This window comes from Mastigocoleus testarum BC008, from assembly GCF_001456025.1.
GTDB lineage: Bacteria > Cyanobacteriota > Cyanobacteriia > Cyanobacteriales > Nostocaceae > Mastigocoleus > Mastigocoleus testarum.
The window spans coordinates 20,108-44,460 of record NZ_LMTZ01000097.1 but is presented as its reverse complement, the minus strand read 5'-3'; the positions used below and the strand labels follow the sequence as shown (position 1 = coordinate 44,460).

20 protein-coding genes are annotated in these 24,353 nt (G+C 35.1%); 14 read left to right on the top strand and 6 right to left on the bottom strand.

The window, feature by feature from the left end; genetic code table 11:
- Window positions 1-103 precede the first annotated feature (103 nt).
- Window positions 104-3,025, top strand: a complete 2,922-nt coding sequence (locus BC008_RS21500) for a tetratricopeptide repeat protein (protein WP_036267939.1) — start codon at window positions 104-106, stop codon at window positions 3,023-3,025.
- 713 nt (window positions 3,026-3,738) lie between these two features.
- Window positions 3,739-4,038 (top strand): hypothetical protein, encoded by a 300-nt coding sequence (locus BC008_RS21495; protein ID WP_153009624.1) that lies wholly within the window; start codon window positions 3,739-3,741, stop codon window positions 4,036-4,038.
- A gap of 318 nt (window positions 4,039-4,356) precedes the next feature.
- Here the strand turns inward: BC008_RS21495 and aqpZ are convergent, their stop codons facing one another.
- The 4 genes from aqpZ to BC008_RS21475 all read right to left on the bottom strand — a co-directional run bounded on the left by aqpZ (window position 4,357) and on the right by BC008_RS21475 (window position 7,782).
- Window positions 4,357-5,133, bottom strand: coding sequence for an aquaporin Z (gene aqpZ, locus BC008_RS21490; protein ID WP_027846937.1), 777 nt, complete (start codon window positions 5,131-5,133; stop codon window positions 4,357-4,359).
- A gap of 601 nt (window positions 5,134-5,734) precedes the next feature.
- On the bottom strand, window positions 5,735-6,358 hold the full coding sequence (gene mtnB, locus BC008_RS21485) for a methylthioribulose 1-phosphate dehydratase (protein WP_027846627.1): 624 nt from the start codon (window positions 6,356-6,358) through the stop codon (window positions 5,735-5,737).
- Between the two features lie 72 nt (window positions 6,359-6,430).
- On the bottom strand, window positions 6,431-7,060 hold the full coding sequence (locus BC008_RS21480; RefSeq protein WP_027846628.1) for an HAD-IB family phosphatase: 630 nt from the start codon (window positions 7,058-7,060) through the stop codon (window positions 6,431-6,433).
- A 158-nt stretch (window positions 7,061-7,218) separates the two neighbouring features.
- Window positions 7,219-7,782: a 1,2-dihydroxy-3-keto-5-methylthiopentene dioxygenase gene (locus tag BC008_RS21475; RefSeq protein WP_027846629.1), complete on the bottom strand. Its 564-nt coding sequence runs from the start codon at window positions 7,780-7,782 to the stop codon at window positions 7,219-7,221.
- 476 nt (window positions 7,783-8,258) lie between these two features.
- On the opposite strand from BC008_RS21475, the gene BC008_RS21470 reads away from it, so the two are divergent.
- From BC008_RS21470 to BC008_RS21455, 4 genes are all read left to right on the top strand, one after another.
- Window positions 8,259-9,038 (top strand): YdcF family protein, encoded by a 780-nt coding sequence (locus tag BC008_RS21470; protein ID WP_027846630.1) that lies wholly within the window; start codon window positions 8,259-8,261, stop codon window positions 9,036-9,038.
- Between the two features lie 315 nt (window positions 9,039-9,353).
- A complete protein-coding gene (locus tag BC008_RS21465) occupies window positions 9,354-9,818 on the top strand; it encodes a CAAD domain-containing protein (RefSeq protein ID WP_027846631.1) in 465 nt (154 codons plus the stop codon).
- A 362-nt stretch (window positions 9,819-10,180) separates the two neighbouring features.
- Window positions 10,181-11,629 (top strand): FAD-binding domain-containing protein, encoded by a 1,449-nt coding sequence (locus BC008_RS21460; RefSeq protein WP_027844721.1) that lies wholly within the window; start codon window positions 10,181-10,183, stop codon window positions 11,627-11,629.
- A gap of 252 nt (window positions 11,630-11,881) precedes the next feature.
- Window positions 11,882-12,655 carry a hypothetical protein gene (locus BC008_RS21455; protein ID WP_027844720.1) on the top strand — a complete coding sequence of 258 codons (774 nt, stop codon included), beginning with the start codon at window positions 11,882-11,884 and terminating at the stop codon, window positions 12,653-12,655.
- Window positions 12,656-12,763: 108 nt separating this feature from the next.
- On the opposite strand, the gene BC008_RS21450 is transcribed toward BC008_RS21455, so the two are convergent.
- Window positions 12,764-13,528, bottom strand: a complete 765-nt coding sequence (locus tag BC008_RS21450) for a hypothetical protein (RefSeq protein ID WP_063800787.1) — start codon at window positions 13,526-13,528, stop codon at window positions 12,764-12,766.
- A gap of 279 nt (window positions 13,529-13,807) precedes the next feature.
- Window positions 13,808-15,016 (bottom strand): response regulator, encoded by a 1,209-nt coding sequence (locus tag BC008_RS21445; RefSeq protein ID WP_027844719.1) that lies wholly within the window; start codon window positions 15,014-15,016, stop codon window positions 13,808-13,810.
- A 429-nt stretch (window positions 15,017-15,445) separates the two neighbouring features.
- Between BC008_RS21445 and BC008_RS21440 the strand changes: the two genes are divergently transcribed.
- The 8 genes from BC008_RS21440 (at window position 15,446) to BC008_RS21405 (ending at window position 23,775) form a co-directional block, all read left to right on the top strand.
- Window positions 15,446-16,105, top strand: coding sequence for a hypothetical protein (locus BC008_RS21440; RefSeq protein ID WP_027844718.1), 660 nt, complete (start codon window positions 15,446-15,448; stop codon window positions 16,103-16,105).
- An 80-nt stretch (window positions 16,106-16,185) separates the two neighbouring features.
- On the top strand, window positions 16,186-18,558 hold the full coding sequence (locus BC008_RS21435; protein WP_027844717.1) for an OmpA family protein: 2,373 nt from the start codon (window positions 16,186-16,188) through the stop codon (window positions 18,556-18,558).
- A 160-nt stretch (window positions 18,559-18,718) separates the two neighbouring features.
- Window positions 18,719-19,243, top strand: a complete 525-nt coding sequence (locus tag BC008_RS21430; protein WP_027844716.1) for a Rab family GTPase — start codon at window positions 18,719-18,721, stop codon at window positions 19,241-19,243.
- An 8-nt stretch (window positions 19,244-19,251) separates the two neighbouring features.
- Window positions 19,252-20,769, top strand: a complete 1,518-nt coding sequence (locus BC008_RS21425) for a PAS domain-containing sensor histidine kinase (RefSeq protein WP_058183777.1) — start codon at window positions 19,252-19,254, stop codon at window positions 20,767-20,769.
- Window positions 20,770-20,827: 58 nt separating this feature from the next.
- Window positions 20,828-21,043, top strand: a complete 216-nt coding sequence (locus BC008_RS21420; RefSeq protein ID WP_027844715.1) for a hypothetical protein — start codon at window positions 20,828-20,830, stop codon at window positions 21,041-21,043.
- A 194-nt stretch (window positions 21,044-21,237) separates the two neighbouring features.
- On the top strand, window positions 21,238-21,639 hold the full coding sequence (locus BC008_RS21415) for a DUF4112 domain-containing protein (protein ID WP_027844714.1): 402 nt from the start codon (window positions 21,238-21,240) through the stop codon (window positions 21,637-21,639).
- Window positions 21,640-22,039: 400 nt separating this feature from the next.
- Window positions 22,040-22,642, top strand: coding sequence for a precorrin-6Y C5,15-methyltransferase subunit CbiT (cbiT, locus tag BC008_RS21410; RefSeq protein ID WP_027844713.1), 603 nt, complete (start codon window positions 22,040-22,042; stop codon window positions 22,640-22,642).
- 251 nt (window positions 22,643-22,893) lie between these two features.
- Window positions 22,894-23,775, top strand: a complete 882-nt coding sequence (locus BC008_RS21405) for a phosphatidate cytidylyltransferase (RefSeq protein ID WP_027844712.1) — start codon at window positions 22,894-22,896, stop codon at window positions 23,773-23,775.
- The last annotated feature ends 578 nt before the right edge of the window (window positions 23,776-24,353 follow it).

Below are 24,353 nucleotides of genomic sequence, written 5' to 3'. Positions count from 1 at the left end.
AATTACTTGCCATATAGCTTATGCTTTATGGGGTCATTGCCCAAATTAGGGAGGTGACCTGTCCAAGTAATTGTCTATAACCAACAGATAAAGGAAGTGAATTGTGAAACGCTATATTCCCAAGATATTTTTATTGGTGTCGTTCAGCAATATTCTTCTTTCTACGTGCTTAATATCTGTTGGAATCAATAAAGCATACGCAATTAGCGAAAGCTCTGGAAATAGGAATCAACCCCAGATTTCCCAAACAATTATTGCCCAAACGACTCCAAATAGCCAAGACTTGGAAATCCAAAGACAAGAATTGAGAAGACAAGTCGAGGCACAAATTCACCCAATAATTATCATTTTACTTGTCACTTTGGGCTTGATATTAGCTGCCGGGGTCGCAGCTTTAATATTTTTAAGACGAGCAGTGTTGCGAGAAGTTGCAAGTATTGTTACAGAACACCTGAAGGAACTGAAAGATTTAGAAACTAGAATTATTAGCGCAAATAAAAAAGTTGAAGAACTCGTTGGTGAAGCAGAAGAAATTGCGGATGAGTTAAATGATGAAGCGCAAAGTTTGAAAAAAGATATCAACGTCAAGCGAGAAAAACTATCAGAGATAGTTACACTGTTATCTGAATCCAAAGAAGAAGCATTAAATCAGATTAAGACGCAGGTCGGTTCTTTTCAACGAGAACTGCAAACAATTGATACAGATTTTGCAACTCAAGTTACCTTATTACAGACAAATACAGAAGAGCGCGGTAACTCAATTATTCAAAACCTAGAAAAATTAAGTACTGAATTTACTCCACGTCTAGAAGAACTAGAAACTGAATTACAAGAGCAGAAAGGTAAGGTATTCGAAAAATTACAAACATCGGAAACAGATTTTACAAATCAATTAAAAGAACTTCAATCTGCAGCAGAAACACAACGGGATTTGACTTTAGTTTCCTTACAACATTTGGCTGCAGATTTAACTCCTCAAGTTGAAGAATTACAAACACAAATCAGTCAACGCAAAGATAGCTTATTTGAAGAATTACAGCAGTCGGAAACAGATTTTGCAACTCAAATTGGTGAGATGCAAGCATCGGTGCAAACACAACGAGATTTGATTTTAGAAAATCTGCAAAAATTGGAATCTGAATTTGCACCGCAAATGGAATTACTACTGGAAAACATGCAAGGAGAAAAAGATACTACTTTGCAGCATTTCCAACAGTCTAGTAATGAATTTACAACTGCTCTTTCCCAATTAAAGGCTGATTTGCAGACCGAGAAACTAGAAGTTCTTAAAAGTTTCACCGATACTGAATCGGAGTTTGTTTCTCAACTTTCCCAACTCAAAGGAAAAGCCCAAGAGGAAAGGGATAAAATTATTACTGATCTGCAACAATTAGAAAATGAGTTTGCGCCTCAACTTGCAGATTTGGAAGCTAGCGCGAGGGAGAAAGCCCAACAGCAACAAGTATTAGCGTTACAAAATTTAGAGCAACTAGCAACAGAAATTACTGCTCAATTAACAGATGCACAATCTCAAATCCAACAACAAACTGAACAGACTCAAAATAACATTCAAACCCTAGAAACTGAGGTTGTTGCTCGCATATCCAATTCCGAATCTGGAGTCAACGAACAAAGACAGCAAACTTTGCAACATCTGCAAAAATCGGAAAATGAAGTTAAGAGTCAAATCGCAGCGTTCTTCTCAGAAATTCAGTCCCTTAGGGATGCAACATTGCAAAACTTGCAAAACTTACAAACTGAATTTGCTAACAGTGTTTCTGGTTCTGCAGTAAATATTAAAGCCCAGAAAGATAAAACTATTCAAAGTTTGAAACGGTTGGAAACCGAGTCTAGCAACCAACTTAATACTTTATTGGATGTAGTCCAAGCGCGTAAGAATCTAACCTTAGAAAGACTGGATAAACTAGAAACTGTTTTAGCTGAACAATTAGAACTGATACAATCCGATGCTAAGAGCGAAAAACAACAAATTTTGCAAAAACTGGCGGAAATTTCCCCCACGCAAATCGCTGAAAGCGCGATCGCAGAATTAACACAAAAAATTCAAACTTTAACGGAACCATTAGAAAAATTACAAGCAAGTAATCCGCAACTATTCTTAAATCCCAGTGAATTTATTGACCAAGGGAATCAAGCTTTTGCACAGCAAAACTATGAAGGAGCGATCGCAGCTTACGATCGAGCCTTAGAACTTCAACCTAATAATATAGATGGATGGGAAGCCCGGAGTATGGCACTCTGGGAATTGAAACGTTACGAAGATGCGATCGCTTCCTTTGATAAAGTTCTAGAACTGCAACCAGATAATTCCAATATTTGGTATCATCGCGGACTCGCACTCATGGAGCTGCGGAGATATGAAGCCGCGATCGCAACTTTTGGTAAAGTAGTTAAATCTGATCCCAAAAACGAGAAAGCTTGGTTTGTTTTGGGTATGAGTTTGGGAAGATTAAAACGTTATGAAGATGCAATTAAAGCTTTTGATCGAGCATTAGCAGTAAAAGAAGATTATCATCAAGCTTGGGTTGATAGAGGGGTTTTACTCGGAAAATTACAACGTCACGAAGATGCGTTTAAATCCTTTGATAAAGCTGTTGAAGTACAAGCAGATAACGGTATTGCTTGGATGAATCGTGGTTTAGCTTCAGAAGTTTTAGAACGTTATGAAGATGCATTGAATTCATTTGATAAAGTAATTGAACTTAATCCTTCTCCTAAAGCTTGGGATAAACGGGGTTATGTCTTAATTCAATTGGAACGAGATGAAGAAGCTTTGAGTAGTTTTGATAAAGCTTTGGAAATTCAAAAAGATTACGCCAGTGCTTACTATAACAAAGCAATTTGCTACGTATTTCAGAACAAAGTTAGTTTAGCTGTAGATAATCTCAAAAAGGCAGTTGAAATCAACCCCAAATATCGTCAAGAAGTTACAACAGATCCGGATTTTGAAGGAATTCTTAATGACCAGCGTTTCAAGCATATGATGAGCGAGAAAGAAAGTTAACAGTTAACTGTTATAGCAATCGTATTTGATTTATGAACGGGTGATTTCTGTAGAGCGGGTAAGGAGGGGTTGGGTATTCTCCTCCACAAAACACAAAATAAACTCACGCTCACAAAATCAAAAAGTACGATTTTATAAGCTTTCGAGTGTAAGTTTCTTAGGAGATGTTGCAGAGGCTAACGCCGACGCCGCAGGCTCTGCAACGTCTCTACAATATTTATTTTTACCTACGGTACCGCGTTCATCTTTGATCCGGCTAACACGAATTATTTAGGATTGCTATAGCATGGTTTGGGTACTTAGGTGTCCTGCTTCACTAACAATTAGCTATGGTAATTTTACTTTTAAGTATAGAGCTACACTGACACTCTTTTTATACCTGTGCTACCTTCATCTTCAGAGTTCGGTTGGGTTTAATGGATGTGGTATGACTAACCGTAACTCAAATTAATTACACAGAAACTTTCACTACAATTCATTTAATTTTGTAAAAAAAAGTATTGATTTTTGCGTACCAAAATATGTATTAGTAATGGTGATATACTGACAGAATTCTAGCAATTAAATAACTATTTATCGATTTAATTTTTTCTAAAAAATATAGCTATTAAGTAATAGTTTACGCGCCATTTTCTATTCACTAAAAACAACCTAAATAGCTCAAAATGATTAAATATTGCCGATTTGCATTTGTTATTACAACTTTTGTAATCGTGACAGGTATTAATTCTAAATCTGCTGCGATTTCTCAATTTATAAGTTCTAAAATTATATATTCACAGCAATTAGTCGCTCAAAGCTCTACTTCAAATACTCAAACAGAAGGAGTATTTAATAATGAACCAATAATTCAAGAAAAAACATCTGATACTCAAAGTTCTTCGCGTGATAGTGAATTTTATAATCTTTTTACCCCTATTTTATGTACTTTATTGGGGTATGCTGCAGGTAGCGTTGTAGGTAGTAAAAACCAAAGAGAAAGGGTAAAAGAGCGCGTTCCTAGTGAGAATTAGAAAATTAGGGTTTGCTGTTCGCATCTCAGCTATAACGTAGCGTTAGCTAAAAAATTTGTTGGGAAACTTTGGGAATCAATAGAGGAAGTCAGAATAATCTAGATACTTAAAAGTTACATGTATAAATTTTTGGAGTCGTTCAGCAGATCCTAATTAATTATCAAGCTAGAGAATAGAGAGCAAAAATAGGAAACATTAAATAGGGAACAGAAAATATACCCTTAGCAAGGCTTACTAATTTTTAAGTTTAATTACCACGGGTTCAAGCAACAAAAATTTGATTATTCTCGATAAGCTAAACTCTTATAAATTCAAGATTTACTGACCTTGCGCTTCTGATAAATTTCTTTCCCGTGGAGAAACTTCAAAAACGTAATAGTAGAATAATCCTGCTAAAAATGCACCCAATATAGGTGCTAACCAAAATAGCCACACTTGTTGTATCGCCCAACCACCAACAAATACCGCAGGACCTAGACTACGTGCGGGGTTAACAGAAGTATTAGTTACGGGAATGCTAATTAAATGAATCAAAGTTAATCCCAAACCAATCGCAACAGGAGCAAAACCTTGAGGTGCACGACTATCAGTAGCCCCCAAGATAATTAACAGAAACATAAAAGTCAACACTAATTCAGCAATAAAGCAAGCAAGTAGTGAATAAGCTCCGGGAGAATGTTCTGGACCAAAACCATTGGTTGCGAGGGGATTTGAACCAATTAGTTCAAACCCTGCTTTCCCACTAGCAATGACAAATAAAAGACCTGCAGCCAATATCGCACCCAAAACTTGGGAAACAATATAACCAGGTAGTTCCCTTGCGGGGAAACGCTTTGCTGTTGCTAAACCGATAGAAACAGCAGGGTTGAGATGACAACCAGAAATATGACCGATAGCATAAGCCATTGTCATCACAGTCAATCCAAACGCCAAAGATACACCAACTAATCCTATTCCTAAAGGATAAGAAGTACTTTCACTAATTTTGGCTGCGTCTGCGGTAAAAGCAGCTGCGAGTACTGCACTACCACAACCACCAAGTACCAGCCAAAAAGTACCAATTAATTCAGCTAAACAACGTTTTGTAAGAGGCATTTCAAGTATTTTTTAATACGGTTTTCAGATAAACCGATAATACTTAAAAGTATTAAATTACACTCAAAAACAATAAAATTTTACTTCGTTCAAAATTATTATTACAAATATCCTTCTGCTAACAGGATTTAATGCAGATAAAACTGATACAGGACTTAATATACTTAATACAAGTTATTGTAAGAGCCTGGAGAAAGATACTTTAAAATATTACTTGTCACAGCGAAGGAAGAGGGAAGAAGGAAGAAGGAAGAAGGTTTTATGTTGCCGTTTGCACGCAGCAAGCTGAACGCGCAGCGCGTCCAAAGTTGGTTGTACTCCTCCCTTAGCGGATCCGTAGGTAGCGAAGCTATAGCGTGACGTTAGTCAGAGGCTTCGCCGACGCCGTAGGCTCTAACCTTCTGGGTCCTGGAAGGACGGGGCTTGCATCCTTTCCTGTTGGAAGGAAGGAAGATTTTTTTGGAAAACGCGCTTATTGACATCTTCCCTCTTCCGTCTTCCTTCTTCCTTCCGACGAAGTCGGTCACGAAGAAATTAATAATCTCAGACTCTGACAACAAGCTCCTGTAGAAATCACTATGCTAATAACTTTTTCGTTAGCTTATTTTTTATATGCAACCATATAACGAAAAATATATTCGACTAACTCTGTATAATTACGAGCATCCGTAGTTGATTTTCCCCAAACAGTGACACCATGGTTGCGAATTAGTAAAGCTGGTATTTGTGGAGATGTCTTACTAAAGCGCTTTTCAATTTCTGCTGCAATTTGCGGTACTTGGAGATGATTGGTAAATACTGGTATTTCACAATTAGGATTTTCTTCCCATACTCCCAATCCTTTTAGCATTTCAAGAGGTGGTAGTGATAGATTATCTGAATTAGTAAATCCAGAAACTAAATTTGCTTCCACGGAATGAACGTGATAGCAAGCGATCGCATCGGGGAATAAACTATAAATAGTTTGGTGGATGGAAGTTTCGGCTGAGGGTTTTAAGTTATTAGCAGATCCTTCTCGTTCTATTCTTCCATCTGGGTGCATACGAATAAAATCACCCAATTGTAATTCACCTTTAGATCTACCACTGGCTGTAATCCAAAAGCTACCATCAGGTATCCGACAGGAAAGGTTACCCGCAGTACCAACCATCCAACCTTGCTGATAAAAGTGACTTGCTGCTGCGATTAACTCTAGACGAGGATCGACAAAACTTGTATTGGTCATAGAAAAATATTCAATGGTTTTTCGCAAGTCCCACCCCAACTAAAATCGTAGTGTTAGTTGGGGTATTTGACTCTAGTTCCACAATTTTTTGAGATAATCGCGGATTTCAAAAAAGTCATCCCAGGGAATATAACTTTTTTCTTGTTCGTCTAGATATTTCGCAAGGCGATCGCGTGCAAAAACCATTGGTGTCTGTAGCGCCATATTGAGATCGGTTAAGGAATCACCAATTGCTATTTTCTCATCACATGGGTACCGATCCATCACCTGTACTTTTGCAACTAATTCTGTTCCCCCTTCAAATTCCGAAAACACCTGCAAATATTCACTTGTGGTATTCACGTCGATCGCATGAATTTCTTGAACTCGGTTGACCAATTCACCCATAACTGTTTTTACTATTTCTTTGAGTCCTCCAGAAACTACAACCAACGGTACAGATTCAGCTTCAAGAAAATCTAAGAATGCTTCAAAACCCGGTCGTATTTCTCGATTTCGGCTAAAATCTAGAATTTCGGCGTAGCATGAAGATGGAATAGATTCGAGAATTCGTCGTACTCCCTGTCGCAAAGTTAATTTTCTGGTGTACATTTGGGGAATTAGTTCTCCAGAAACTTTAGGAGAAAACTTTTTCAGTATTGCAACAAAGGTTTCTTCAACAGTAATTGTCCCGTCAAAATCACAAAAAATTATCCGATCCACTTTTGTTCAGTTAATGCGCAATATCTACGGTACGCTTACGCTAGGAACGCGCACGCTTCGCTAACAGTTTATAGCTAACACCACACACCTTTATGGGCTAAAGCTATCAATACCTTTCAACTGTTCATTGTTCACTGTTAACTGTTAACTGTTAACTGTTAACTGTTCACTGTCAACTGATTCTGACTAAAGCGAATTTCTGTACCTGTATATTCTGGAACCCAACCTTCTGTATTACTGAAATAGCGTACTGCTTTGATCCGACGGTTTGGTGTTAAATAAAACCAATGTTCGGTTCCTGCTGGAACATTAATATATTCTTCTGGTTGGATAGTTAACTCAACTTGGCTTCCATCTGGACGTACAAACCCAAAAACCCCTTCCCCGTCAATGATATAACGAACCTCGTTGTCTGCATGGGTATGTGTTCGCTCAAATTTTGACAACAAACTATCTAAATTGGGTATACCTGGGTGTAAAGCAATCAAATCCCGAGATTGATAACCTTCAGTTTGTTTGAGTTGTTCGAAATAATTATCCAATCCTTGGAGTACCACTTCCTTTTCATCTTCGGTAAGACTATCTTTTGCGAGTAAGTCTCGTAAATGTGGTTCGTCTCCTACACTCCAATAATTAAGTGCGATCCTCAAAGATGCTAACTCATTAGTTATTAACTGCAAATCTGTATAGGAGGTTCCATCTTCTAGTTTAAGAATTGCCATCAATTACCTCGGTTGCTGAAAAATTTTTACTTTTGAAGAACCATATATTATATGAGTTTCTGTCAATAGCTATATTTTACTATCTATATAAACTGTTATTCACTAAACTTTTTAGATAATTACGATTAAATTATGGGTTGGAATCTTAAATTTTATATTTAGAATTTTAAATGATTTAATCAATAGTAGTAGTCGCAACAAAACTACATGGATTTAAAGTTTATTTTAAAATCGTAGGTAAATAATCTAGGAATCACATTTTATTTTTGAATATATATTTTGTAGAGAAATTCCAATAGTACTTTTATTTATGGCGATGAATACATTTAGATTTTTTTTAGTTGGAAATTTTTCCTTTACACATTTTACGTTTGTGAATTATTTAAGATTACTATCGCTTTGATAAGTATTTGTTTGGTAAGTATTTATTTGGTAAGTATTTATTTGATAAGTATTAATTTGATAAGTTAACCTCAATGTTTAATCAATTATTATGTATTAGCCGTCCGATTAATCAGTGGCTAGCTATCAAATCGATGATGGCAAAGTTATTGATGACGCCAAGCTTAGTAATTTTATTCATATCAGCTTTAATCTTATTACCCTGGCTCATTCCTAGGCTGCGACTAAAACGCGTACTGAGTACTTTTGGAACAATTATATTAGTTATTTATCTCAGTGCAACTTTACCTTTCACTGTTGCGATCGCCAATAAAGGGTTAGTCACATTCATCCCACCCGATCCAGGTAATAAAGTTGATGCAATTGTAATTTTAGGTCGGGGAGAACAATTACGTTACTCTCGAGTTAAAGTTGCAGCTAGACTTTGGGAAATGGGACGCGCTCCTTTAATTTTTGCTAGTGGGGTTGGAGACGGAGAAGAAATAGTCGAACAACTCAAAGAAGAAGGAATCCCCGATAAAGCCTTAGCAGAAGAACATTGTTCTCGAACTACTAAAGAAAACGCTTTATTCACTGCATCAATATTACAAAATCAGGGAATTAAGCAAATTCTGTTAGTTACAGATCCTCCCCACATGTTGCGCTCCATACTTACTTTCAAAAGTGCGGGATTTGAAGTAATTCCACATTCTAGTCCCGTTCCATCAGCACTAGTCCAAAGTCGAAAAGCAATGCTGGTATTTTATGAATATATGGGCTTAGTAAGTTATGGTTTGCACGGTCATTTTTTACCATCAGATGTAAACCAACAGGACCATCAACAATTTGCTTCGATAAAATCAAGAGATAATTAAAAATTGTTAAATTACGAAATATTATTTTTCAGGCATCAATTATACATGTCAATTGCTAGAGTAAATACTTAAACAATTATTTTACATACAGTTAACACCCATTTTCTTTGAGAATCTGGGTTTTTTATTTTAATTATATGAACACTATAAAATTAATTATCTGTCAATTGAATTTAACTAAAAATCATCTAACTACACCTATTGATAGACATATAAATAATTTCCAGTTAAGAGTGAAAAATTTAGCAAAAAAATGCTAATAAAAATTATGAACAAATAAAAAATTATCTCGACAGTTTTAAAGCAGGGAAAATCATGGAAGATCTATCACAACAGCCAGAAACAGCTGAAACAGCAGCACAAGAGGATACTTCAATCGTTGAAGCTTCCGCTGGGAACTCTGAGTTAGCGACCCAACCTGTAGATTCAAGCTCTGAATCAAAGTCTGACACCAAACGGCAGTTGATTGCCAAAAACATTGCAGATTTTTTGGGAGAAATACCTACTCGTGTCGGTGAAACTTACAAAAAATTCCAGACTCCCATCGTTAGTATTGTTTTAATCGTCACAGTTGCTATATTACTCAAAATCTTAGTTGCTGTATTCTCGGCTTTAAATGAGATACCTTTAGTAGAACCAATTTTGGAATTAATTGGCGGTTGCTATGTGGTTTGGTTTGCTTTTCGTTATTTACTCAAAGGTTCCACTCGGGAAGAGTTGAGATTACAAATTAACGGACTTGTAGAACAATTTCTGAACAAAAAAACTAAAAGCTCTTGAATTAACTTTAAAAGGATGTTCTCAAAGTATCCTTTTTGATTTTAAGTCGAGAGATAAATTAGAAAACCCCCAATTACCCCCTATTTTGGGGGTAAAGCAGGTTTAACTCCTGACTCCTGACTCCTGACTCCTGACTCCTGACTCCTGACTCCTGACTTCTGACTCCTGACTTCTGACTCCTGACTTCTGACTCCTGACTCCTGACTTCTGACTCCTTACTCCTGACTTCTGACTCCTGACTCCTGCTATAGTTTCTCAGAATTTGAGGTCATAGAATTTAATTTCCTAGAATTTAGTCGCGTTTGCAGTAAAACTTTTTGGTAGGATGGTCACTTATGTAGTACAAAAGGACTATGTAAGTTATGTCTAACTTAATTTTATTTTGGCATCGTCGAGATCTGCGTCTTGCTGATAATACGGGACTTGCAAAGGCGATCGCTAAAAGTTCTAAAGTTGTTGGGTTATTTTGTTTAGACCCAAATATTCTCAAAGCAGATGATGTTGCTTCTGTGCGGGTAACTTATATGATTGGCTGTTTGCGATCGCTACAAGAAAAATACACTCAAGCAGGAAGTCAATTACTAATACTTTACGGGAAGCCTACAGAATCAATACCCAAGTTAGCATCAGCATTAAACGCTCGTGCTGTATTGTGGAATTGGGATGTGGAACCCTATTCCCAAGAACGAGATCGTACGGTAATTGACGCTCTTAAAGAAAAGGGTATTGAATACCCCGAAAGTAAAAATTGGGATCAACTCTTACACGCACCAGAAGATATTCGCAGTGGTTCCGGTGGAGTTTACACGGTTTACACACCTTTTTGGAGAAATTGGAGTCAAAAACCAAAAGTATTTCCACAAGATATAGAAAATTTGGCGTCCTTGGAAAATTTGACAGAAGTCGAACAGGAAATTGCTCAACAAAATGGAACTGTAGAATTACCATCAGCGAAGGATTTAGGATATGAATGGGAAGGAGAACTAATTATTGCTCCAGGAGAAATCGCAGCCCAAGAACAGTTGGAAGAGTTTTGTTACAGTGCGATTAACGAATATCAAGAACAACGAAATTTTCCCGCAGTTCCAGGAACATCATTACTAAGTCCAGCCCTAAAATTTGGTGTAATTAGTATTCGCACAGTTTGGGAAGCAACAGTGGAAGCTTTAGAGAATAGTCGAAGCGATGAAACAAAAGCTAATATTGAAACTTGGCAAAAAGAAATTGCTTGGCGGGAGTTTTATCAACATGCGATGTACAATTTCCCTGAATTAGCTTCAGGTGCTTATCGCGATACCTTCAAGAATTTTCCTTGGGAGAGCAATGAAAAACATTTTCAAGCTTGGTGTGAGGGAAAAACTGGTTATCCTATCGTCGATGCAGCAATGCGTCAGTTAAATGAAACGGGATGGATGCATAATCGCTGTCGGATGATTGTGGCGAGTTTTTTAACTAAAGATTTGCTACTTAATCCCCAATGGGGAGAAAAATATTTTATGCAACGATTAATTGATGGGGATTTATCTGCTAATAATGGTGGTTGGCAGTGGAGTGCTTCTAGTGGAATGGATCCCAAACCAGTGCGGATTTTTAATCCGGCTTCCCAAGCCCAGAAATTCGATCCAGAAGGGGAATATATTCGTCAATGGGTTTCTGAGTTAAGATCTTTCGATACAAGATGTTTGTTAACTGGTAATATTACACCTTTGGAGCGTCAGGCTGTTAGTTATCCCGAACCAATTGTCGATCATAAAGTCCAGCAGCGTTTGTTTAAGGGATTATACAAACAGCAGAAAGAATTAATCGCTTGATATATTAGGATAAAATCAGGTTTACAAATCGGCTGTAAATCCAAGTTTTTTGCATAAACTCTGTTCCCTGTTCTCTATTCCCTGTTCCCTTTTATAAGGGTTCAGCTTACCGCGTTCTAAGTGTAGCAATCTTAAAAGAAATTGATATTAGTTACAGGCATTAAGTAAACCAATATTGAGAATTATTATGCTCAGACTAATGATGTAAACTTCATGATTTAATCATTTCATAGAGAGCCAGGAAGTCGAAATATGCCAGCACGACATATAATTCCGAAGAAGAAAAGTTGGTTGATGCTTTCGATCGCGGTTAGCATTGTCATTTCTTTCCCTTTTCCCTTCTTCAAAATTGTCCGTGCTGATGATGACAATTCAAGTTTTTCTCGCCACAATCACTTTTACTCAAGCCTAAAAACCAAGAGATTTTGTCGATACGCTCAGAAAATTATTGCTCAAACCAAAATCAAAGCTATTAATGTGGTGCAAAGTGATTTCAACTCATTTGTAAACTCTTTTGCTACCCCTTTCGAGAGTCCTGATGGTGATATGTTACCGTTGACAACGCAGCAACTTGTCACCTACGGAACTTACCCAAATACTGGGAGAACTTATCCAGAGATTATTTCCTGTAAAATGAAGAGCGCTGATGCTATCAAGTTTTTTTATGGGGAAGATGCAGCAGTATCTGGGTCCAGCTGTCGTAATATCCACAAGCGGATCCTCAAAAAAGTCTTCTCTAAACTGAAAATCAGGAATATAAAGAATTTAGCCTTCGAACAAGACGAGGTTATTCTTGAACCTGATATAGTTGCTACTAATGGTCCAGAGTGGCTAAACCCATTTCCCCCAGACTTGGCGTATTTAGGTAATGACGGATTGCTCCACTTGCAAGCAAAATCCCTACCTGTACCCAGAACTGTACCACCATTTGTCTCCATTGGACCCGAAAGAAAGGGCGTACATTACTGTCATCTAGCTGCACCAGAATACATTACTGCGTTGATAACTGGCGCTGTAGTACCTTAACTATGAAGGGATATAATTTAATTTGAATCTTCAGGACGCATTAAAGTGCGCCCTTACTACAAATAATGTTACAAAAAACAATTTGTAACATTATTTGTAAATTCTTAGCTAAGCTCCTGCACCAACAGCAAAGATATCAGATCCTTCAGGATTAGCTTCAGGAATTCCTTGAACTATTTTTGTCAGTGCAATATTACTATCTACGCCTGCCATAAATTTATTGTTAACTAAATTGGAAAAAGTGGTAACATCACTAAACCAATTTTCAATAGTTTGAGTAATGAAACTGAGTTTTTCCTCCGAGTTATTACCAGTAATTTGATGACTGAAATTACCGCTAAAAATCACAATTGGAATAGCTTTATCTTTTTGACGCAACTCAGCTTGAGTGATATTTAAAGCAACGGGAATATCTTGTAATTTATAAACCAAATTTAAAGATGCTTGCATGGGTACTTCCCCTTCCTCTTTCCAAGCACCCTCAGATAATAGATGCTTGGTAATAAAGTTGCGAGCTGCATCCTCCATAGTAAAAGCAACAAAGCCTCTAGGATTAATCCCTATCGCTTGAAAATCCATATTAGGTAATACTTGAGCATATTTTTGAGCAATCTTTGCAACTGAAACAGTTGCTGTTGTTTTATCCGCAATTGGTTCGGCAAAAATCACTCTATTAGGTTCACCTACAATGCTGACACCATTTTTAAAGCTAATACGCGTAAAATTATTGCTGAATACTGGCTTTCCAGCAAATTCCCATTCTGCAGGGACAATACCGCTATATTTGAGAAAATCTGGATTTAAAATAGAAGGGTTTTGGTTTTTCGCCGCAACAACGATTACTAGTTCTTGAATAGTTAATGGTTGGCTCATGCTATCTACCATATTAATTGATTTAACTGTAGTTTTACTCGTCAAAGCCAAATAAAAGTAAAATACTATACTAGTAAATCATAAATAATACATTAAATGTAGCAAGGGAAATACTTACTTAAAATCTAATGAAAGAGAATGAGATACAGGGATAACCCAAATCTGCACAAACACACTAAATATCCTCTGTTCTTTACTAGATTATAAGTTTTTAATTTCTTATCTTGAGATAGAAATGATTATGAATATGTCATCTTTGCACGAACGTAAAATCAATTTTTACAGTTTTTGCATTTTATTAGTCGAATTACTTTTAACTATAGATTTAGGCAGATATTTACGTATAACTGCCATGACTTTATCTGTAACTATAGGTTTAGTTATAAAATCAGTAGAACCAACAACCTTAGCACGAATTCGGTCAAACAATCCATCACTACCGGTTAAGATAATGACAGGTGTTTTTGCAAATTCAGATACTCTTCTAATTTGAGAACAAACTTCATATCCATTAACTACTGGCATCATTAAATCTAAGAAAATCATGTCAGGTTTATGTTGAATTAAAATTGGTAAGGCTTGGATTGTATCCTGTATTTTAAGAAAATCCATATCATTTGATGTGATGATTTTCTCCATGGTTTTACATATTTGTAAGCTATCATCTATACAAGCAATTAAAGGTTGTTTAGATTTCTTAGATGAAATAGAATTGGAAGGTTTTTTCTTTTCTTTATTTTTTGCTTCAGTAGGTAATGGTAAATCTGAAATTTTGTTAAGTATAATTAATTCTTTGAGAACAAATGGTATTAAATCTGAAGCAACTTTAAGAACATCAGAATTTAGTTTTAAAGCTAAATCTTGGAGGGTATTCTGTCCATTCAGTAAGGGAGCTAAGTTAGTATATAGTTCTGGATTAATCTCTTTTTTGAATAACTCTTGTTCTCTTAACATAGGTGATAAGTTAGGAGAAAAGGAAGCTAAACCAGCGTCAGACCAATCTTCCCATTCACGTTCCATACGTGTTAAAAAAACTTTAGTACTAATAAAATTAATTGGGACATTGAGTACAACTTTAGGTTTTCGGTCGCAACGAATAAAACTGAAGTTTGCTTGTTGTATAACTTCAAATAATAACTCTGCAACAATATTTTTAGCGATCGCATCTACTTGTCTGGGTTCTACTTCTTCTCTTTTATATATATTTATAAGTAATTTATAGTCCCAATATTCAAGAGCAACTTGCTCAGCAGTTAACTTAATTCTATCGAGATTAATTTGAGGACAATATTTTGTCATTAATCTGCGCCAACGCCGATGAGGATGAGTTCCTCCAGTCGCCCAAATAATGCGTCCAAATCTATAGTAAAAACTCCATTTCTGTTTATTCTGAGATTTAATTTCTAATTTCCCCGTATATTTAAGTTGAGTACAAATTTTAATTTCTTCTATTGGATCTGTATAAAAATTTGGCTGTGAATGCGACATGATAATCTCTTAATCTTAAATAAGATAATAAATTTGCAAAACTTCAACTAAAGATTTACTATTAAATCTCAAAGATAACTCTGTCGATCAATTTTAATCGGTACGCTACGTCATACTTTGTGGAAATATAAGAGTGAATGATTTTTCCATATTTATTAAAAATCATGAAATTTTATTTTCTTCCCAGTGTTAATTCCTAGGTTTATTACTTTCTAGTTTTATTTATTACTAAAAAAATAGCCCTAGAGAAATTACGGCATTGTTGAAACATATAAGATAAAAGTGGGAATACTAAATCTATAGCTTAGAAAGCAGCGAGCGGTTTAGCTGGTCTGATTTGTTCTAATCTTCGATGCAGAAATTGTTTGTGCATCGATCCCCATGACCTCCTAATCTTCGCTTACTAAAGATAACATAAGAGTATAATCTATGACTTTTCAAACCAGGGAAGAAGTACGCGAACGGCTCGGTAATATTGACCAAATCCGAGATATCATTTTTGGTGCACAAATTAGAGACTATGAAAACCGCTTTGTTCAACTAGAATCAGATATATCGCGCTTACAGCAAGAAATGCACTCCCAGGTTGAACAACTCAAATCCAGTTTTAGTATCGAAATAAAAGCTGTAACAGAAGCATTAGATAAAAAAATAAAATCTATAGCTTTGACGACTCAAGAAGAATCTGTAGATTTACGTCAGCAAGTAGATAGATTAAATCGTAAATTTTCCAGCAGTATCCAGTCCCTTGATGAAGCATTAGATATTCAAACAACTTCGGTGCGTCAAGAAGGATCCCAAACAAAAATGCAGTTAGAAGATGAGATTAAAGCACTGAGAGATTTAGTTTTGGAAGAAATGGAAAAACATTTTTCCCAATTAAGTAAAACTAAAGTCTCTAAAGATGATATTGCTGAAACTTTATTTGCTTTGGGAATGCGCTTAAAAGAAACAGAATTTATCCCAATGTTACGAGAAGCAAGCGATGAAATCAATGGTTATAACTCAACTCCAATATTGAAAGCAAACGAAGAAAAATTTTCTGATATATTGGGTCGTTCTCATAGATCTAACGATTTGAGTTCTTAAATCAAAATAGTTGGCAGTTAAGCTGTTAACTGTTAACTATTCAATATTTAAATATTTAGTATATAAATTGGTATATAAATATGACTCAAGTAGAAGAATCTACTTCTCCAAATATGGATATAGATTCAAAAGAAACTGCGCAATTAGAAGATTTTGTTAAATTATTAGTTGAATTAAAAATTGTTGATTCAACAGAACCATTGTCATCAAATAATGTTTTATCAACAGTTAGTTTACATTCGTCTAACCATGCTTCAATACAAACTAAGCCTGTAATAAATTTAGAATTGTCTGAGACTGAAGTGGAAGCAAATATCAATACTGTAGATAGAAATTCACAATTTCTTGAAAATGATATACCAACAGATTATCTAGAAGCTGCGATAGACCTGAAATCACATTTTATCTCAGATTCTCAACCTTTAGATAATAATATATTAAGTAAAATTAGTGTATTAGATGAAATTGATAAATCAAATATTTTTGAACTCCCATCGCATAATGAATTAGAATCGATCAATAACCAAACACCAAACTCCGATTTAAAATATAATCAATATGACTCTCACGGTAAATATTCTAAAATAACTAATAAAGAAGAATCTAATATTGCATTTAAAAAGCTACAGAAACTATTATTTGGACCAGAAATATCAGACTTAAATACTCGTTATGAAAATATTCAAAATAGTATTCTAAAATTAGAAAATAAAATTTATAATAATGATGAATTAATTAATTTATTATTACCACTATTTAGTGAAGTTATACGACGTAAAATATCTATATCTAAAGAAGATATTATTCAAGCGATCGCACCAATTATTGATGATTTAATTAGAACTAGAGGAAAAGAACACCCAGTCAATATGGGTGAAGCATTATCGACTGTAATTCCATCAGCTTTGGAGAATGTTAGTTTAGAAGACCTTGCAAATGCTCTCGCACCAACAATAGGAGAAGCTATAAAAAAGCAGATTGAAATAGAGCAAGATAAAATTGTTGATGCACTTTATCCTGTAATTGGAAACACTATTTCCAAATATATGATAGAAACAGTTAAATCTATTAATGAGAAGATTGAAGAAAACCTTAGTTTCAGAGGTATTAACCGTAAGATTAAAGCTAAACTACAGGGAGTTTCAGAAGCGGAGTTAATTGTTAAAGAATCTCTCGGTTTTAGCATTCAAGCAATCTTTTTGATCCATAAAGGTTCTGGATTATTAATTTCAGAAATTCAACCTTTACAGGAAGAACGTTTAGAGTCAGATATGGTTGCTGGGATGTTAACTGCAATTCGTGAATTTGCAAATGAATGTATAACTAAAAATGGAAAAATTTCTGAACTAGGTGAAATTGATTATGGTGCATCCAAAATTATTTTAGAAGTAGCAGGATATTGTTATCTTGCAATAATTGTAAATGGAGAACCATCTAAATCACTCATAAAAGAGATGCGAGCTACTCTCTGTTTTATTATTAAGAAGTATGGTAAATCTATAGAAAAATTTGATGGGAACTTAGAAATTATTCCATCAGAAATTAACGCTAGTTTAGAAAAATTAGGCAACTATAAAAATAATGAAAGTAATAAAAGTAAAAAAAGTAAATTATCTCCATTATTAATATTAAGCTTAACCATTTTAAGTGCGATCGGGATTCCTTGGGGAATTTGGGAATATCGTAGTGCAGTTATTAGTTTTACAGAAGACAAAATAAGGGTTGCGTTGGATTCTACTCCAGAGTTATCGATTTATAATTTGCACGTGAAAGAAAACCAAGGAAAACTAAAATTAACTGGGAAATTACCAAACAAATGGCTTCGTAAAAAAGCTGAGCAAATTACAAAAGCTGCAGTACCTAATTGGTCTATTGAGAATAAAATTATTCCTGTTGATATACCAATAGATCCAATATTAGCGAAGGCTGAAGTTGAAAGAGTTACCAAAATTTTGAATCAAATGTCTGGTACAGTCGTTTCTACTAACTTTATTGATGATAAAGTGATTATCAAAGGTAGTGTTAGACAAATTGCTGATAATAAAAAAATTATCGCAGCATTCGAGCAAATCCCGGGAGTAAAATTTGTCTCAAGTGCAGTTGAAGTTAAACCTTTAAAAGTTGGAGTAAGAATTTACTTTTCATCAGATTCAGCGACTTTACCTAGAAATATTGATGACATACTGAAAGAAGTCCAATCATTTCTCAATAAATATCCTACAACAAAGCTCAAAATAATTGGTTACAGTAACTCTCTTGCAAATCAAAACTCTCAAACAATTGCACTTAAAAGAGCTTTAAATGTCAAAAAAATGTTACTCCAAAGAGGTATAGATCCATCTCGATTACAGGAGAAAATTAGAATTGATTTACCACCTGGGGTAACAAAAGAACAACCCTCTTGGATGAGACGTTGTGTCATTTTTGAGCCGGTTACAGAAAATAATAGTTAATCAAAATAGTTAGTAAAATCAAGCAATATTAAAATCATTCAAGATAATTCGCATGATATTTAAAATATTTAATTATTTGATTTAAAACTATTTTATTTGAACTTTCGATTAAATCGACGTAATTCATTGCTAATAATACTGAATTTTATTGTTGTTAATCATGTCTATTATCTCTCGTAAAATTTGTTTGGTTGGTGATTTCGGTGTTGGTAAAACCAGTTTAATTCGTCGTTTTGTTGATAGACAATTCAGCGATAAATATCTTTCTACTGTGGGAGTTAAAATTTCTCGTAAACTTGTTAAAGCATATCCAAAAGAATTAGTAAATTCACAAGATCTGAATCTACTTATTTGGGATATTGAAGGTAGTAATAAATACAAAGCTATTTCTCCTAGTTATTTCCAAGGAGCTAAAGGAGGGATTATAGTTGCAGATTTAACTCGTGAAGATACTCTCGAGCATTTGAAAGACCGTATTGAAGCTTTTTTAAAAGTTAATCCTCAAAGTTATACAATATTAGCTCTTAATAAGTCAGACTTAATCGAAACTGAATATTTAGATCGGATTCAAAAAAAATATCAATTTGAAAATAATCCCATGATTTTAAAAACATATTTGACTTCAGCAAAAACAGGGGTAAATGTTGATGAAATATTCCAGTTATTAGCTAACAGTATAATATAACATTAAAGATGAACAATTTATTGACAAAATTTTTGTCTGCATGTGACAAAGATTATCTATTAATTAATCAAGACTGGAAAATAATTGAGACATCTTTAACAGATGATAAACTTCTGATTAACTTACCTCAGGAGTATTTAGGAAGAGATGTTAGAACAATTATTTCAGAACTAGTCGGTTTAGATAATATTGCCCATGAAATTATTCAGGGTAAGCGAAGTAAATTTGAAATCAAAGGAATAGAAAGTTTTCCAGATAGAAAATTGTATATTGATATCTGTATTCTTCCAAATTTCACAGATAATTTTGATAACGGCAAATTGATATTATTGATTTCAGATGCAACAGAACGGATGATTTTAGAACAATCATTAGTTCAAGGAGCAAATGAAACTAGTTTGTTGTTCAAACAGTTGACAGCTTCTAAACAATATATAGATGTAGTTATTACATCAATGGCTGACGCCTTATTAGTAACAACACCGTCTGGGAAAATTAAGACAATTAATTTAGCAGCAGAGATGCTGTTGGAATCTAAAGAAATAGATCTTTTAGAGCAACATATTTCTGTTGTTCTACCAAAATTTGATAGCTTGCAAATAAATAATTTTTATAATACAGAAAATTCAGATTTATTCACTAAGGAAGTAGAAGCTATATGTCAAACGAAAAGCGGTAAAAGTATTCCTGTAGCCTTTTCCTGTGCAAAAATTAAAACAGAAATAGAAAGGTTCCGAGGTTATATCTATATTTTGCGAGATATGACTGAACGCAAGCAAGCAGAACTTGCAAAACAAGAATTTTTGGCAATTATTAGTCATGAAATTCGTACTCCAATTTCTTCTGTCATGGGAATCGCCGATCTATTGCTTGAGACGGAATTAGAAGAGGAGCAACAAGAATTTGTCAAGACTATTCATACTAGCGGCAATTCTTTGCTTAAGATTGTGAATGATATTCTAGATTTCGCCAAAATTGAATCTGGTAAATTGGAACTGGAAACACAACCTTTTTATCTATGCAATTGTATTCAGGAAGCAATATCTTTGCTCTCGCTAAAAGCTGAGAATAAAAAATTAACTTTAAACTTCAATCCTTCACCGGACCTACCTGAAATGATTGTGGGTGACATTACCAGATTACGGCAAATTTTACTTAACCTGATTGCTAACGCGATCAAATTTACTTCAAAAGGAGGAGTAGAAGTTTTTCTCAATAGTCATCAAATTGGACAAACCCAAGAAGGTAAGGAGCTTTACGAAATCCAGTTTGCAGTGAAAGATACAGGTATTGGGATTCCCCAAGATCGTCTAGATCGTCTATTTCAATCCTTTTCTCAGGTTAATTCTTCCATCTGTCGAAAATATGGTGGTACGGGTTTAGGTTTGTCTATTTGCAAGCAACTAAGTGAACTGATGGGGGGTAGAATTTGGGTAGAAAGTAAATTAGGTGAAGGTACTATATTCTATTTCACAATTATTGCACCGATTTTTTCCTTCGAGTTGCAGAATAGAATATTAAGTTAATTTTTGATCTCCACCTTCAATTTACTTTTTATATATTTTATCTGAAGGCTTTGGGAATATGAACTACATCTTAATTCTGGTACTAGGTTTAGCTTTTATCGCGTTCGGCTTAAAAATCCAGGAAGAAGTTTATCGTTTATCAGGAGCTTTCATTGGAAGTATCATTTTGATTTGGGGTTTTACTTTAACACCTGCAGCTTTTCAGGTAATGGTTGAAGTTGGTATTGTTTTATCTGTTTTCTCTATCTGCGTACGTTGCTGGGAATGTGAATAGTAATGAGAATTGATGTTAGCGCTAGTAGGCGCTCCTACGGATCCGCTTTCGTTTCCTAAGTCCTGTAGTCATCCTTTAGGATGATTTTGATTAAATTATTAGTAAAATTTTTATTTTTATTTCCTATTTATCCGGATAGAAGATAAATAACCTAAAATCATGAAATTATATTCACATCAAATGATACTTACTCAATGAAGATTTCTAAACGTATTGCAACTCTTAACCGCGTTCGGAAACTTAGCCGCTTGATGGATTCATCCATACGCCTTCCAGGAACAAAGTTTCGGATAGGGTTAGATCCTATTATCGGTTTGATACCTGGAGCAGGAGATCTTATCAGTGCAGCATTTTCAGCGTACATCATACTTTTAGCGACTCGTTTGTCTATCCCTACTCGGGATTTGGGACAGATGATATTCAATGTTGGTTTAGAAGCAATCGTTGGTACAATACCTGTTGTAGGAGATCTGTTTGATGCTTTTTACAAGTCTAATATTCGTAACCTGGAAATTTTAGAACAACATTTGAGCCAAGCAGAACCAGAATTAGAGAATATTAATTCAGAAGTTTCAAGGTATGCTGAAATAAGATAGATTATTCCAGGTATGTATCTATACAATAAATAATTTTTATATCCCTTGCAGGATGCTGGGGATAATAATTTGCTTTAAGTTACACGTTAAATTTCTAATAATCTATTTTTCTTTGACACCTATAAACACCAAAATTAATATTCTGATATCGTTTTGATAATTTAGGAGCAGTTCACATCTTGAACCCTGAATTACACTCCACAAACTATACAAAGAGGAGGTTGAGTACAAGCTTTTTCATGCAAAACTACTTAATAATGCCGAATCAGTGAAAGTTTTTGTGTATTGAAGCTAGGAAGTTTTAAGTTATAAGTAGCTATTGTTAGTCAAGATATGCTAAGTTTTTTCAGGATTCTAGCAGACCTGAATATGACTTAAAGTCTTCATACTTATAACGAATATGCCTTGTGAACTTTGGCCTTATGTTACCCCTGGAATTCCAGATGAATTATTTGAACGTTTACCGGGAATTCCATTAAGCAAGCGAGAAATTCGCTTGTTGTTAATCGCTCAGCTAAGACTAAAACCTGATTCCATTTTATGGGATATTGGTGCGGGTACTGGTACCATCCCAGTAGAAGCAGGATTACTTTGCCCAAAGGGAAAAATTATCGCGATTGAGAGAGATGAGGATGTAGCCGATCTGATTAGGCATAATTGCAATCGTTTCGGGGTTAAAAATGTGAAAGTAGTTGAAGGTATTGCTCCTGCTTGCTTGCACGAAATCAAGGAGCTTCCCCGACGGGTTTGTATCGAAGGAGGACGACCCATTCAAGACATTTTACAAGTCGCGTGGAATTATTTACCTCCCCATGGGAGATTAGTCGCCACAGCTACTAACTTGGAAAATTTGTATGCGATTTCCCAGACTTTTGCTCAACTCCAAGTACGAAATATTGAAATCGTCCAGTCAGCAGTTAATCGCTTGGAAACACGCGGATTATCTCAAACTTTTGCTGCTTTAAATCCTGTATTTATACTCAGTGGCGAAAAGCTAGAATGAATAGGTCTAAAATAAATCATAGTTACCCGATGTTAAATTGTGAAACTTAATAATTCATAATTAATAACTATGCGAGTAAAACTGTGGGGAGTCAACGCTTTGAAATATCTATGATGCACCTCGCTGCAGTAGTTTAAGCCTAAGTACGCCGAACAAATGAACTGTAAGGGCAGCTAAAGGCTTTATTCAAACCGCAGGCTCTGTGGTTAGACTAACCCTAGCCCCTATAATTTATATCTTATTTTTTGTGTATGCCTTGGTCTCGGATTATCAGTGGAATTGTTGCTATTACACTGGCTTTAATTGCAACTATTTTGGGAGGATGGTACTTTACCATACTTTTTGCAGTAATTATTTATCTAGGACAGCGAGAATTTTTTAATTTAGTCAAAGCTAAAGGTATGGCTCCTGCGGCTAAAACTACTCTGTTCGTAAGTCAGTTATTGCTAATTATTTGTACCCTTGATGGTAATTTAGCTGATGCGATTATGCCTGTATGCGGTACATTAATTTGTTTTTATTTGCTGTTTCAACCCAAAATGGCAACAATTGCTGATATTTCTGCCTCGGTTTTAGGATTATTTTACACGGGTTATTTGCCCAGTTATTGGGTAAGGATGCGTGGTATTGACGGTGCAAACCTCAGCAATCTGCCCCTTGGAGGTTATTTACCGCAGTTAGATCCGAATATTTCCCAGTCCTTTGAAGTTTCTGCTTTACCTAGGGGGTTAACAGCCACATTATTAACTTTCTTATGCATTTGGGCTGCTGATATTGGTGCTTATATTGTGGGTAAGTTTTTTGGTAAAACACCTTTATCAGACATTAGCCCGAAAAAGACTGTTGAAGGAGCGTTATTTGGAGTTATTGGTAGCGTTCTTGTTGCCATATGTGGAGCATATTTATTAAAATGGCCGCACCCAATTATTGTTGGTGCAGCTGTAGGATTAACAATTGGTATTGCCAGTATTTTAGGAGACTTGACGGAGTCGATGTTAAAACGAGATGCTGGAGTTAAAGATTCTGGGCAATTAATTCCTGGTCATGGTGGAATTTTAGATCGTACTGATAGCTATATTTTTACTGCACCTCTAGTTTATTATTTTGTCACGCTTTTATTGCCGTTGTTGTAGGGATTGGGGATAGCACTGCGTGCCGCCTTGCGGCATATAGGGATTAGAGACTGGCGACTGGGAATTGATATTAATTGAATACTTTCTGGAATTTTTCGTTTATTTCTGCTGTGGCAATTTGCTTCTTTAAATATTTTCTCAAATAATATCAAATCCGTTAGCATCGGAATTATATATTTTGTATAAACAAAGGTTCAGAGATTTTTAAATCACCTTTTCAATCATTCCAAAGTAAACGGAAAGGATAAGTAAGTAGGCGAGAAAAAAGTAAACTATGTAAATAAATATAAAATATCTGTATTTAGCTAGTAGTAGCGCTAAAGCGCTAAAGCGCTATTACAAGTTATGATTTTTCTTACTAACGTATCTCAAGCAAAAAATTATTCTAGGATTATTACTCTAGGGCACAGTTCTGTATGCCAACACCGCATCTCTTTGTTTTTATTTCATATGGGGTTATAACAGACTTAAAGTTGAAGTAACAAAAAAACATTACATATAGATGCGTTTATTTTATAGGGTTAAAAAAAAAACATAATTTCAGTCGCGACTAACTGTAAGGTAATTATTCTTTATTT

Bases quoted from the DNA above. Each gene is read 5' to 3' on its own strand.
- BC008_RS21425 (WP_058183777.1), top strand. From the start codon at position 19,252: ATGAACAATTTATTGACAAAATTTTTGTCTGCATGTGACAAAGATTAT.
- BC008_RS21405 (WP_027844712.1), top strand. From the start codon at position 22,894: ATGCCTTGGTCTCGGATTATCAGTGGAATTGTTGCTATTACACTGGCT.
- BC008_RS21430 (WP_027844716.1), top strand. From the start codon at position 18,719: ATGTCTATTATCTCTCGTAAAATTTGTTTGGTTGGTGATTTCGGTGTT.
- BC008_RS21455 (WP_027844720.1), top strand. From the start codon at position 11,882: ATGCCAGCACGACATATAATTCCGAAGAAGAAAAGTTGGTTGATGCTT.
- BC008_RS21460 (WP_027844721.1), top strand. From the start codon at position 10,181: ATGTCTAACTTAATTTTATTTTGGCATCGTCGAGATCTGCGTCTTGCT.
- BC008_RS21475 (WP_027846629.1), bottom strand. From the start codon at position 7,782: ATGGCAATTCTTAAACTAGAAGATGGAACCTCCTATACAGATTTGCAG.
- BC008_RS21420 (WP_027844715.1), top strand. From the start codon at position 20,828: ATGAACTACATCTTAATTCTGGTACTAGGTTTAGCTTTTATCGCGTTC.
- BC008_RS21470 (WP_027846630.1), top strand. From the start codon at position 8,259: ATGTTTAATCAATTATTATGTATTAGCCGTCCGATTAATCAGTGGCTA.
- mtnB (WP_027846627.1), bottom strand. From the start codon at position 6,358: ATGACCAATACAAGTTTTGTCGATCCTCGTCTAGAGTTAATCGCAGCA.
- BC008_RS21450 (WP_063800787.1), bottom strand. From the start codon at position 13,528: ATGAGCCAACCATTAACTATTCAAGAACTAGTAATCGTTGTTGCGGCG.
- BC008_RS21445 (WP_027844719.1), bottom strand. From the start codon at position 15,016: ATGTCGCATTCACAGCCAAATTTTTATACAGATCCAATAGAAGAAATT.
- BC008_RS21465 (WP_027846631.1), top strand. From the start codon at position 9,354: ATGGAAGATCTATCACAACAGCCAGAAACAGCTGAAACAGCAGCACAA.
- BC008_RS21440 (WP_027844718.1), top strand. From the start codon at position 15,446: ATGACTTTTCAAACCAGGGAAGAAGTACGCGAACGGCTCGGTAATATT.
- BC008_RS21415 (WP_027844714.1), top strand. From the start codon at position 21,238: ATGAAGATTTCTAAACGTATTGCAACTCTTAACCGCGTTCGGAAACTT.
- BC008_RS21435 (WP_027844717.1), top strand. From the start codon at position 16,186: ATGACTCAAGTAGAAGAATCTACTTCTCCAAATATGGATATAGATTCA.
- aqpZ (WP_027846937.1), bottom strand. From the start codon at position 5,133: ATGCCTCTTACAAAACGTTGTTTAGCTGAATTAATTGGTACTTTTTGG.
- cbiT (WP_027844713.1), top strand. From the start codon at position 22,040: ATGCCTTGTGAACTTTGGCCTTATGTTACCCCTGGAATTCCAGATGAA.